We start from the raw sequence: 12,307 nt of genomic DNA, 5'->3' as shown, positions 1-12,307 counted from the left end.
CAAAACCTGCCGCCGCAGCCGGTACGAACCGGACAAGATCGGCACCACCCCAGGCTCTGCCGTAAATCTCTTCACGTCAAGAGAACAATAGAGGCAACCATCCCTTGGAGAATCATCCAGCCGCCAGCCGGTGATCCAGCGCGGCATGCCTCCTACCTGCGCTGACGTTGCGAACCGCCTGCGCGATCGCCTTCCGTGACCCGACCAGCACAACGAGTTTCCGCGCCCTGGTCACGGCGGTGTAGAGCAGATTCCGCTGCAGCATCGTCCACGCGGACGTGGTGACCGGAATCACCACCACCGGGTACTCGCTCCCCTGCGAACGGTGGATCGTCACCGCGTACGCGTGCGCCAGCTCGTCCAACTCGTCGAAGTCGTACGGCACCTCCTCGTCCTCGTCGGTGAGCACCGTCAACCGCTGGTCGTCCGCGCTGAGCGCCGTCACGACTCCCACTGTGCCGTTGAAGACCCCGTTCCGCCCCTTGTCGTAGTTGTTGCGGATCTGCGTCACCTTGTCCCCCACCCGGAACGTCCGCCCGCCGAACCGCCGCTCCGCCAGACCCTCCCGGGCCGGCGTCACCGCGGCCTGGAGCAGGGTGTTGAGGTTCCCCGCCCCCGCCGGCCCCCGGTGCATCGGCGCCAGCACCTGGACGTCCCGCCGGGCGTCGTAGCCGAACCGCTGCGGGATCCGCCGCGCCACCACGTCCACCGTCAGCCCCGCCGCCGCCTCGGCGTCGTCCTCCACGAACAGGAAGAAGTCCGGCAGGCCGTCGGTCAGCGGCGGCAGGCCCTCGTTGATCCGGTGCGCGTTGGTCACCACCCCGGACTGCTGCGCCTGCCGGAAGATCCGGGTCAGCCGCACCGAGGGGATCGGCCCGCCCTCCGCCAGCAGGTCCCGCAGCACCTCGCCGGCCCCCACCGAGGGCAACTGGTCGACGTCCCCCACGAACAGCAGGTGCGCCCCCGGCGCCACCGCCTTGACCAGCTTGTTCGCCAGGATCAGGTCCAGCATCGACGCCTCGTCCACCACCACCAGGTCGGCGTCCAGCGGCCGGTCCCGGTCGTACGCGGCGTCCCCGCCCGGCTTCAGCTCCAGCAGCCGGTGCACCGTCGAGGCCTCCACCCCGGTCAGCTCCGCCAGCCGCTTCGCCGCCCGCCCGGTCGGCGCCGCCAGCACCACCTTGGCCCGCTTCGCCAGCGCCAGCGTCACGATCGACTTCACCGTGAACGACTTGCCGCAGCCCGGGCCGCCGGTCAGCACCGCGACCTTCTCGGTCAGGGCCAGCCGCACCGACTGCTCCTGCTCGGGCGCCAGCTCCGCCCCCGTGCGCTTCGCCAGCCAGTCGAGCGCCGCCGGCCAGTCCACCGCACCGAACCACGGCATCCGGTCCGTCTCCGACCGCAGCAGCCGCAGCAGCTGGTTGGCCAGCGAGATCTCCGCCCGGTGGAACGGCACCAGGTACACCGCCGTGATCGGCTCGCCGCCCTCACCCGGCACCTGCTCGCGCACCACCCCCTCGGCCGCCACCAGCTCCGCCAGGCAGTCGATCACCAGCCCCACGTCCACCTGGAGCAGCTTCACGCCGTCCGCGATCAGCCGCTCCTCCGGCAGGTAGCAGTGCCCCTGGTCGCTGCTCTGCGACAGCGCGTACTGCAGCCCCGCCTTCACCCGCTCCGGGCTGTCGTGCGGGATGCCCACCGCCTGGGCGATCCGGTCCGCGGTGAGGAAGCCGATGCCCCAGACGTCCGACGCCAGCCGGTACGGCTCGTTCTTCACCACCCCGATCGAGCCGTCCCCGTACTGCTTGAAGATCCGCACGGCCAGCGAGGTCGAGACGCCCACGCCCTGCAGGAAGACCATCACCTCCTTGATGGACTTCTGCTCCTCCCAGGCGGCCGCGATCTTCTTCGTCCGCTTCGGCCCGAGCCCCGGCACCTCGATCAGACGGCCCGGCTCCTGCTCGATCACGTCCAGGGTGTCCACCCCGAACCGCTCCACGATCCGCTCCGCGAACCGCGGCCCGATCCCCTTGATCAGCCCCGACCCCAGGTACCGCTGGATCCCCTGCACCGTGGCGGGCAGCACCGTCGTGTAGTTCTCCACGACGAACTGCCGCCCGTACTGCGGGTGCGACCCCCACCGGCCGTGCAGCCGCAGCGACTCCCCCGGCTGCGCGCCGAGCAGTGCGCCCACCACCGTCAGCAGGTCGTTCGCGCCCCGCCCGGTGTCGACCCGCGCCACCGTGTAGCCGGTCTCCTCGTTGGCGTACGTGATCCGCTCCAGCACGCCCTCGACCTCGGCGAGCTGGCGCGGCACCGCCGCCTCCCCGGTGCCGGTCCGCGTCTGCCTGGCCACCGAGGCCTCCTTCACCGTCCGGGCCCACTTCCGCTACGCACCGTACCGTCCGGGTGCGACACCGCGGGTCCCGGTGCCAGGCTGGGAGGCACCGAGGGGGGCCCGGCCGAGGAGCGCCGCACCATGCTCAGCACCGACTTCCGTCCCGGCACCCCCGACTGGCTCGACCTCACCAGCCCCGACACCACCGCCTCGGCGGCCTTCTACACCGCCCTGTTCGACTGGACCTTCGCCTCCGCGGGCCCGGAGGCCGGCCGCTACGGCTTCTTCCGCCAGGACGGCCGGACGGTCGCGGCCCTCGGCCCGTCCGCCGACCCACCGACCCGCGCCGCCTGGACGGTCTACTTCCGCACCGTCGACGCCGACCGCACCACCGACCTCGTCGAGGCCGCCGGCGGCCGGATCCGCTTCACCCCCTTCGACGTCCTCGGCAGCGGCCGGATGGCCGGCTACACCGACCCCACCGGTGCGGACTTCGCGGTCTGGCAGCCGCACGACCTCCGCGGCCTGGACGCCGTCACCGAACCCGGCAGCCTCTGCTGGACGGAGTGCCACAGCGTGGACGCCGAGGCCGCCAAGGCCTTCTACCGCACCGTCTTCTCCTGGCAGGAGCAGGACGTCCCGCTCGGCGACACCGTCTACACCGTCCTGACCCCGCCCGGCGGCGGCACCGCGGACGCCCACGGCGGCATCGTCCAGCTCGAACCCGGCCAGACCGCCGCCGGCACCTCCTCGCACTGGCTCCCGTACTTCGAGGTCACGGACGTCGACGCCCGGGTGGCCACCGCCGAACGGCTCGGCGCGACCGTCCGGGCCCCCGCCGCCGACGTGCACGGCGTGGGCCGGGTCGCCCGGCTCGCCGACCCGCACGGCGCCGTCCTCGCCGTCATCACCACCGCCCCGCCCGGCGGGTGACGGCAGGTCACCCGGCACCGACCGACCCGGGACCGGATCCCCGACGGCCCTCCGAAGCCCTCCGGGGGTCGTTCACGGGCCTGCGGGGCGCGGGCCCGCCACTCGGGGCCGCCGACCGGTCACCGACCGGGTGGACGGGGCCTCCAGGGCGCCGCCTACGCTGTGATCATGAGCGACCTCTCGACCGAACCCCGAACCGACCTGACGATCAGGCGCGCCACCGCCGAGGACCTGCCCGCGATCGTCGCGATGCTCGCCGACGACGCACTGGGCGCCACCCGCGAGAGCCCCGACGACCTCACCCCGTACCGCACCGCGTTCACCCGCATCGACGCCGACCCGCACCAGCACCTCGTGGTCGCCGAACGCGCCGGCCGGACCGTCGGCACCCTCCAGCTGACCGTCGTCCCCGGACTCTCCCGGAAGGGTTCGACCCGCACCATCATCGAAGCCGTCCGCATCCACGCCGACGAGCGCGGCACCGGCCTCGGCACCGAGCTGATCCAGTGGGCGATCGAGCGCTCCCGCGAACTCGACGCCGACCTGGTCCAGCTCACCTCGGACGCCGCCCGCACCGACGCGCACCGCTTCTACGAGCGGCTCGGCTTCGTCGCCTCCCACCTCGGCTTCAAGCTCGCGCTCTAGCCCGGCCCGCCCCGGAACCCCGGGGTGGACACCCGGCGCACGCCCGAGCGCCGGCGGGAATTCCCCCGGAAATGCAAAGAACCCCCGTCCGGATCCCGGACGGGGGTTCTTTGTGAATGATTGTTCGGCGGCGTCCTACTCTCCCACAGGGTCCCCCCTGCAGTACCATCGGCGCTGTGAGGCTTAGCTTCCGGGTTCGGAATGTAACCGGGCGTTTCCCTCACGCTATGACCACCGAAACACTATGAAACTGTCAACCGCACCCACACCGTGACCTGATGTGGGGGTCGTTGTTTCAGAACAACACAGTGGACGCGAGCAACTGAGGACAAGCCCTCGGCCTATTAGTACCGGTCAACTCCACCCCTTACAGGGCTTCCATATCCGGCCTATCAACCCAGTCGTCTACTGGGAGCCTTACCCTCTCAAGGAGGTGGGAGTGCTCATCTCGAAGCAGGCTTCCCGCTTAGATGCTTTCAGCGGTTATCCCTCCCGAACGTAGCCAACCAGCCATGCCCTTGGCAGGACAACTGGCACACCAGAGGTTCGTCCGTCCCGGTCCTCTCGTACTAGGGACAGCCCTTCTCAACACTCCTACGCGCACAGCGGATAGGGACCGAACTGTCTCACGACGTTCTAAACCCAGCTCGCGTACCGCTTTAATGGGCGAACAGCCCAACCCTTGGGACCTACTCCAGCCCCAGGATGCGACGAGCCGACATCGAGGTGCCAAACCATCCCGTCGATATGGACTCTTGGGGAAGATCAGCCTGTTATCCCCGGGGTACCTTTTATCCGTTGAGCGACGGCGCTTCCACAAGCCACCGCCGGATCACTAGTCCCGACTTTCGTCCCTGCTCGACCCGTCAGTCTCACAGTCAAGCTCCCTTGTGCACTTACACTCAACACCTGATTGCCAACCAGGCTGAGGGAACCTTTGGGCGCCTCCGTTACTCTTTAGGAGGCAACCGCCCCAGTTAAACTACCCACCAGACACTGTCCCTGATCCGGATCACGGACCCAGGTTAGACATCCAGCACGACCAGAGTGGTATTTCAACGACGACTCCACAACAACTGGCGTTGCTGCTTCAAAGTCTCCCACCTATCCTACACAAGCCGAACCGAACACCAATATCAAGCTATAGTAAAGGTCCCGGGGTCTTTCCGTCCTGCTGCGCGAAACGAGCATCTTTACTCGTAATGCAATTTCACCGGGCCTATGGTTGAGACAGTCGAGAAGTCGTTACGCCATTCGTGCAGGTCGGAACTTACCCGACAAGGAATTTCGCTACCTTAGGATGGTTATAGTTACCACCGCCGTTTACTGGCGCTTAAGTTCTCAGCTTCGCCTGGACGAATCCAAGCTAACCGGTCCCCTTAACGTTCCAGCACCGGGCAGGCGTCAGTCCGTATACATCGCCTTACGGCTTCGCACGGACCTGTGTTTTTAGTAAACAGTCGCTTCTCGCTGGTCTCTGCGGCCACCCCCAGCTCTGGCAGCAAGTGCCGTCACCAGGAATGGCCCCCCTTCTCCCGAAGTTACGGGGGCATTTTGCCGAGTTCCTTAACCATAGTTCACCCGAACGCCTCGGTATTCTCTACCTGACCACCTGAGTCGGTTTGGGGTACGGGCCGCCATGAAACTCGCTAGAGGCTTTTCTCGACAGCATAGGATCATCCACTTCACCACAATCGGCTCGGCATCAGGTCTCAGCCTCAATGAGTGACGGATTTGCCTATCACTCGGCCTACACCCTTACCCCGGGACAACCACCGCCCGGGCTGGACTACCTTCCTGCGTCACCCCATCGCTCACCTAATACAGACTTGGTTCAGCGGCTCCACCACGTCCCTTTGTCCGAAGACTCCGGGCCGGCTTCACGGCTTTAGCATCACCTGGTTCAGCGTTGGCGCTTCAAAGCGGGTACGGGAATATCAACCCGTTGTCCATCGACTACGCCTGTCGGCCTCGCCTTAGGTCCCGACTTACCCTGGGCAGATCAGCTTGACCCAGGAACCCTTGGTCAATCGGCGCAAGAGTTTCTCACTCTTGTATCGCTACTCATGCCTGCATTCTCACTCGTGTACCGTCCACGACTGGTTTCCACCGCCGCTTCACCCGGCACACGACGCTCCCCTACCCATCACAGCAGGCGTTGGCCCTATATGCTGCAATGACACGACTTCGGTGATGTGCTTGAGCCCCGCTACATTGTCGGCGCGGAATCACTTGACCAGTGAGCTATTACGCACTCTTTCAAGGGTGGCTGCTTCTAAGCCAACCTCCTGGTTGTCTCTGCGACTCCACATCCTTTCCCACTTAGCACACGCTTAGGGACCTTAGTCGGTGTTCTGGGCTGTTTCCCTCTCGACCATGGAGCTTATCCCCCACAGTCTCACTGCCACGCTCTCACTTACCGGCATTCGGAGTTTGGCTAAGGTCAGTAACCCGGTGAGGCCCATCGCCTATCCAGTGCTCTACCTCCGGCAAGAAACACGTGACGCTGCACCTAAATGCATTTCGGGGAGAACCAGCTATCACGGAGTTTGATTGGCCTTTCACCCCTAACCACAGGTCATCCCCCAGGTTTTCAACCCTGGTGGGTTCGGTCCTCCACGAAGTCTTACCTCCGCTTCAACCTGCCCATGGCTAGATCACTCCGCTTCGGGTCTTGGGCATGCAACTCAACCGCCCTATTCGGACTCGCTTTCGCTACGGCTACCCCACACGGGTTAACCTCGCTACACACCGCAAACTCGCAGGCTCATTCTTCAAAAGGCACGCAGTCACGGCCCACGTCCGAAAACGTGAACGACGCTCCCACGGCTTGTAGGCACACGGTTTCAGGTACTATTTCACTCCGCTCCCGCGGTACTTTTCACCATTCCCTCACGGTACTATCCGCTATCGGTCACCAGGGAATATTTAGGCTTAGCGGGTGGTCCCGCCAGATTCACACGGGATTTCTCGGGCCCCGTGCTACTTGGGAGTTCTTCAAACGAGCCGTACAGATTTCGCCTACGGGGGTCTTACCCTCTACGCCGGACCTTTCGCATGTCCTTCGACTATCCATACGGTTTCTGACTCGCCGACCGGCCGGCAGACCGGTCAAGAAAAATCCCACGACCCCGTATCGGCAACCCCTGCCGGGTCTCACACCAATACGGTTTAGCCTCATCCGGTTTCGCTCGCCACTACTCCCGGAATCACGGTTGTTTTCTCTTCCTGCGGGTACTGAGATGTTTCACTTCCCCGCGTTCCCTCCACATACCCTATGTGTTCAGGTATGGGTGACAGCCCATGACGACTGCCGGGTTTCCCCATTCGGAAACCCCCGGATCAAAGCCTGGTTGACGGCTCCCCGGGGACTATCGTGGCCTCCCACGTCCTTCATCGGTTCCTGGTGCCAAGGCATCCACCGTGCGCCCTTAAAAACTTGGCCACAGATGCTCGCGTCCACTGTGCAGTTCTCAAACAACGACCAGACACCCACACTCAACGACCCGAAGACCGCCTCGCATGGGACCGGCATCACTGAAGCAACGACCATACGGCCGTTCCCTCAGGACCCAACAACGTGCCCGACACGATCCAGACCAAGACTCTCTTCCACGCCGAAGCAGTACTAAGAGACTCAGTCCCAACCGTGCCGAATAGTCAACGTTCCACCCATGAGCAACCGTGCAGGACATTCGCCTGCAAGCGGCTATGTGCTCCTTAGAAAGGAGGTGATCCAGCCGCACCTTCCGGTACGGCTACCTTGTTACGACTTCGTCCCAATCGCTGGTCCCACCTTCGACGGCTCCTCCCCTTACGGGTTAGGCCACCGGCTTCGGGTGTTACCGACTTTCGTGACGTGACGGGCGGTGTGTACAAGGCCCGGGAACGTATTCACCGCAGCATGCTGATCTGCGATTACTAGCAACTCCAACTTCATGGGGTCGAGTTGCAGACCCCAATCCGAACTGAGGCCGGCTTTTTGGGATTCGCTCCGCCTCGCGGCATCGCAGCCCTTTGTACCGACCATTGTAGCACGTGTGCAGCCCAAGACATAAGGGGCATGATGATTTGACGTCGTCCCCACCTTCCTCCGAGTTGACCCCGGCAGTCTCCTGTGAGTCCCCATCACCCCGAAAGGCATGCTGGCAACACAGAACAAGGGTTGCGCTCGTTGCGGGACTTAACCCAACATCTCACGACACGAGCTGACGACAACCATGCACCACCTGTATACCGACCACAAGGGGGCACCCATCTCTGGATGTTTCCGGCATATGTCAAGCCTTGGTAAGGTTCTTCGCGTTGCGTCGAATTAAGCCACATGCTCCGCTGCTTGTGCGGGCCCCCGTCAATTCCTTTGAGTTTTAGCCTTGCGGCCGTACTCCCCAGGCGGGGAACTTAATGCGTTAGCTGCGGCACCGACGACGTGGAATGTCGCCAACACCTAGTTCCCAACGTTTACGGCGTGGACTACCAGGGTATCTAATCCTGTTCGCTCCCCACGCTTTCGCTCCTCAGCGTCAGTAATGGCCCAGAGATCCGCCTTCGCCACCGGTGTTCCTCCTGATATCTGCGCATTTCACCGCTACACCAGGAATTCCGATCTCCCCTACCACACTCTAGCCTGCCCGTATCGAATGCAGACCCGGGGTTAAGCCCCGGGCTTTCACATCCGACGCGACAGGCCGCCTACGAGCTCTTTACGCCCAATAATTCCGGACAACGCTCGCACCCTACGTATTACCGCGGCTGCTGGCACGTAGTTAGCCGGTGCTTCTTCTGCAGGTACCGTCACTTGCGCTTCTTCCCTGCTGAAAGAGGTTTACAACCCGAAGGCCGTCATCCCTCACGCGGCGTCGCTGCATCAGGCTTTCGCCCATTGTGCAATATTCCCCACTGCTGCCTCCCGTAGGAGTCTGGGCCGTGTCTCAGTCCCAGTGTGGCCGGTCGCCCTCTCAGGCCGGCTACCCGTCGTCGCCTTGGTAGGCCATTACCCCACCAACAAGCTGATAGGCCGCGGGCTCATCCTGCACCGCCGGAGCTTTCCACCAACCCCCATGCGGAGGAAGGTCATATCCGGTATTAGACCCCGTTTCCAGGGCTTGTCCCAGAGTGCAGGGCAGATTGCCCACGTGTTACTCACCCGTTCGCCACTGATCCACCCCGAAGGGCTTCACCGTTCGACTTGCATGTGTTAAGCACGCCGCCAGCGTTCGTCCTGAGCCAGGATCAAACTCTCCGTGAATGTTTACCGGTAATCCGGTCGACACCCGCGTTGAGCGGCACGGCAACCACCGGAATAGGGTGATCCCGCGCACTGCGTCCTCGCTAGTGTTTTACTTCAAAAGGAATCTCCAACCCCAGATGATCTGAGGCCGGGGATGTCAACATATCTGGCGTTGACTTTTGGCACGCTGTTGAGTTCTCAAGGAACGGACACTTCCTTCAGGCGGCTTTCACACCGGCCCTCCGGGCGCTTCGTTCTTTCGTGTTTCAAGCTTATCAGACGTTTTCCGCCCCGTTTTCCGGAGTTTCATTCATCGGATTCGCTTTCCACCTTGCCCCCGCTCTCTCGCGGCGACTCCGGAACTGTACGGGGATCCACCCGCCACATGCAAATCGCCCCCGCCCGGCGGTCCGGACGAGGGCGATCGGCGTGCTCAGCGGACCTCGGTGATCTCCGGGCCGCGGGCGAACGGGTCGAGCGCCGCACTGCCGAACCGGCTGTCGCCCTCGCCGGAGGCCGCGACCGCGCCGCCGCCGTCGGCGACCATCTGCGCGTCCTCGGGGAGCTTCAGCACGATCGGGTCGCGGGGCGCCATCGGGCTCTCACCGCGGACGACGACCGTCTGCCGGAAGACCTGCTCCAGGATGGTGCCGACCTCGGGCTGCACCGCGGCCTGGCCGGAGATCACGCCACGGAGGAACCAGCGCGGTCCGTCGCAACCGACGAAGCGCACCAGCTGGACGCCCTGCGTACCGTCCGGCAGCTGAACGGGGACCTGTGCACGGAGGTGCCAGCCCAGCGGGCCCTCCTCCTCCTCGACCACGCCGCCCTGCGAGGTGATGCCGTTGGCGATCTCCTCGCGGACCTCCCCCCAGATGCCCTCGGACTTGGGGGCCGCGAAGGCCTGCAGCTGGATGGCGCTGTTGCCGAGGACCAGCGTGGCGGCGACGATCGACTCGCCGGCCACCTCGACCCGGAGCTCCATGCCCTCGACGCCGGGAACCAGCAGGCCCCCGAGGTCGACCCGGCCCTCCTCGGGATTCTCCAGCTCGGAGTGGTCCCACGGCCCGTCCGGACGCGGGGCCGGCGGCAGCCCGACGCGGTCCGTCGGGTCCAGGTCGGTCACGTTCTCGCTCTCGGCGGAACCTTCGACGTCATCGGCCGTCTCGTCGGCGCTGATGGCGTCGTCGGCGAGCTGCTCGACAGCGTCCTCGCTCTTCTGGCGACGACGGAACACGGTCACTGTCCTTCCCGGTCCAAGACCGATGCGAATACCTGCTCGGCTTCCTACGAGGCCGCGGGCAGCCTAGACCGCGGCGTGCCCGCCGGTCGACCCGAACCCGCCCTCGGCGCGTGCCGACCCCGGCAGCTCGGCCACCTCGTGGAAGCGGGCCTTCTCGACCTGCTGGATGACCAGCTGGGCGATCCGGTCCCCTCGGCGGAAGCTGACCCCCTCGCGCGGGTCCAGATTGACGACGATCACCTTGATCTCTCCACGGTACCCGGCATCGACCGTCCCTGGGGCGTTCACCAGAGCAACACCGCAACGAGCTGCCAGACCGGACCGGGGGTGGACGAACGCCGCGTAACCGTCGGGCAGCGCAATGGCGACGCCGGTGGGAAGGACGGCCCGCTCGCCGGGGGCCAGCTCGGCGTCGACGGTGGTCCGCAGGTCGGCCCCCGCGTCGCCGGGCTGCGCGTACGCGGGCAGCGGCAGCTCGGGGTCGATCCGCCGGATCAGGACGTCCAGGGGCGGGCGGGGGGTGCTGCTCAAGGGTTCACCTCAAAGGCTCGGGCGCGCTTCATCAGGTCGGGGTCGTCGAGGACCTTCTCGATGTCCTCCGGACGACCGTGCTTGGTGAAGTGTTCCAGCTTCACCTGGATGAAGAGTGCCTGCGCACGCACCGCGACCTGCCCGTCCGGCCCGCCGATCCGGGCTTCGGCGGCGCCGTAGACCTTCCGGCCGTGCACACCGGTGACCCAGGCGCGCAGGTGCAGCAGGGTGTCCACCGGTACCGGGGCGAGGAAGTCGGTCTCCAGCCGGCCGGTGACGCCGGGGGCGTGCAGCAGCCAGTTGAGCGTGCCGAGGATCTCGTCCATGGCCGTGGTCAGCAGGCCGCCGTGGGCCAGGCCGGGACCGCCCTGGTGCTCGGAGCGGACGGTGAACTCGGCGGAGACGTCGAGGCCCTCGCCGGCCACCGCGTCGATCCGCAGGCCCGAGGGGTGCTGCGGGCCGCAGGCGAAGCAGTGCTCGTAGTGCGAGCCGATCCGGGTGCCGGGGGCGGGGGCCTCCGGGGCTCGCGGCGGGAGGACGGCCTCCGGCGGGGGCGTGGTCGGCGACAGCGGCTTGGCCGGCGCCGGCGCGGTGGACGGGGAGGTGGGGGCTATCGAACCGGTCACGGCGCCCCACCCTACCGAGCGGTAGCCGGGCGGGGACCGGGGGTGCCGTCCCCGGCCGGCCGTAACGGCGCCCACAATGGGGGCATGTACGACGAACGCCTCACCGCGCCGCGCTCCTGGTGGTTGTTCCCGGTCGCGATCGGCCTCACGCTCGCGCTGATCCTGCTGCGTCTCAGCGCGGTGGGCGCGCTGGTCGGACTGGTGGTCGGCATCGCCGCCGGTGCGGCCGCGGTCAGCAGTTACGGCTCGGCCCGGATCCGGGTGGTCCAGGGGTCCCTGGTGGCCGGACCGGCCCGGATCCCGGTGGACGCCCTCGGCACCGCGCACCCGCTCAGCCCGGCCGAGGCCGTGGCCTGGCGCGGGCCGAAGTCCGACCCGCGGGCCTTCATGCTGCTGCGCAGCTACGTCCCGACGGCGCTGCGGGTCGAGGTGACCGACCCGGCCGACCCGACGCCGTACCTCTATCTGTCGACCCGCTCGCCGATGAAGCTCGCCGAGGCCCTGGAGGAGGCGCGCCGGGGCGCCCGCGCCTGACCGGGCGGGCCCGCCGCCCGGTGGACCCCACCGGGCGGGGACGACGGAAAACGGAGAGGGACGGTTCCGCCTTCGCGGGACCGTCCCTCTGTATCTCCGTATGACCGTATGACTGGTGCAGCCACCTTGGCGGCCGCCGGTGCTGCCGTCCGGCCCCGCTGCCCGGGGCCGGAAGGGGCGTTGTACCGGTCTCGCCCGAACGGCGAGGTCCGAGTCATGGCCGCCCT

Annotated in this window: 7 protein-coding genes and 3 rRNA genes; 3 read left to right on the top strand and 7 right to left on the bottom strand. The window is 66.1% G+C overall.

What is annotated here, in order from left to right; genetic code table 11:
* Window positions 1–112 precede the first annotated feature (112 nt).
* A complete protein-coding gene (gene recD2 / locus OG550_RS25740; protein WP_327681345.1) occupies window positions 113–2,356 on the bottom strand; it encodes an SF1B family DNA helicase RecD2 in 2,244 nt (747 codons plus the stop codon).
* Window positions 2,357–2,479: 123 nt separating this feature from the next.
* Here recD2 and OG550_RS25735 point away from each other — a divergent pair, with 123 nt between their 5' ends.
* Entirely contained in the window at window positions 2,480–3,271 is a 792-nt protein-coding gene (locus tag OG550_RS25735) for a VOC family protein (RefSeq protein ID WP_327681343.1), read from the top strand.
* A 168-nt stretch (window positions 3,272–3,439) separates the two neighbouring features.
* Entirely contained in the window at window positions 3,440–3,916 is a 477-nt protein-coding gene (locus OG550_RS25730) for a GNAT family N-acetyltransferase (protein WP_327681341.1), read from the top strand.
* Window positions 3,917–4,038: 122 nt separating this feature from the next.
* Here the strand turns inward: OG550_RS25730 and rrf are convergent.
* The 6 genes from rrf to OG550_RS25700 all read right to left on the bottom strand — a co-directional run bounded on the left by rrf (window position 4,039) and on the right by OG550_RS25700 (window position 11,489).
* Window positions 4,039–4,155 (bottom strand): 5S ribosomal RNA (rrf, locus tag OG550_RS25725).
* An 85-nt stretch (window positions 4,156–4,240) separates the two neighbouring features.
* Window positions 4,241–7,361, bottom strand: a 23S ribosomal RNA gene (locus tag OG550_RS25720).
* Between the two features lie 279 nt (window positions 7,362–7,640).
* Window positions 7,641–9,164 (bottom strand): 16S ribosomal RNA (locus OG550_RS25715).
* Together the 16S, 23S and 5S rRNA genes form the textbook arrangement of a ribosomal RNA operon.
* 415 nt (window positions 9,165–9,579) lie before the next feature.
* Complete coding sequence (locus OG550_RS25710; RefSeq protein ID WP_327681340.1) at window positions 9,580–10,383, bottom strand: DUF3710 domain-containing protein; 804 nt, start codon at window positions 10,381–10,383, stop codon at window positions 9,580–9,582.
* A 69-nt stretch (window positions 10,384–10,452) separates the two neighbouring features.
* Window positions 10,453–10,920 carry a dUTP diphosphatase gene (dut, locus tag OG550_RS25705; RefSeq protein WP_327681338.1) on the bottom strand — a complete coding sequence of 156 codons (468 nt, stop codon included), beginning with the start codon at window positions 10,918–10,920 and terminating at the stop codon, window positions 10,453–10,455.
* A complete protein-coding gene (locus OG550_RS25700) occupies window positions 10,917–11,489 on the bottom strand; it encodes a PaaI family thioesterase (RefSeq protein ID WP_327684141.1) in 573 nt (190 codons plus the stop codon). The genes dut and OG550_RS25700 overlap by 4 nt, the downstream gene beginning before the upstream one ends.
* Before the next feature lie 141 nt (window positions 11,490–11,630).
* On the opposite strand from OG550_RS25700, the gene OG550_RS25695 reads away from it, so the two are divergent.
* On the top strand, window positions 11,631–12,080 hold the full coding sequence (locus tag OG550_RS25695; RefSeq protein WP_327681336.1) for a DUF3093 domain-containing protein: 450 nt from the start codon (window positions 11,631–11,633) through the stop codon (window positions 12,078–12,080).
* The last annotated feature ends 227 nt before the right edge of the window (window positions 12,081–12,307 follow it).

Origin of the sequence: Kitasatospora sp. NBC_00458, assembly GCF_036013975.1 — a bacterium.
Taxonomy (GTDB): Bacteria; Actinomycetota; Actinomycetes; order Streptomycetales; family Streptomycetaceae; genus Kitasatospora.
Note: the sequence above shows the minus strand (reverse complement) of the source record. Positions and strands in the feature narration are given on the sequence as shown.

Excerpts from the sequence above, each read along its gene's own strand:
- OG550_RS25735 (WP_327681343.1), top strand. The coding sequence starts at position 2,480 with ATGCTCAGCACCGACTTCCGTCCCGGCACCCCCGACTGGCTCGACCTC.
- OG550_RS25730 (WP_327681341.1), top strand. The coding sequence starts at position 3,440 with ATGAGCGACCTCTCGACCGAACCCCGAACCGACCTGACGATCAGGCGC.
- OG550_RS25695 (WP_327681336.1), top strand. The coding sequence starts at position 11,631 with ATGTACGACGAACGCCTCACCGCGCCGCGCTCCTGGTGGTTGTTCCCG.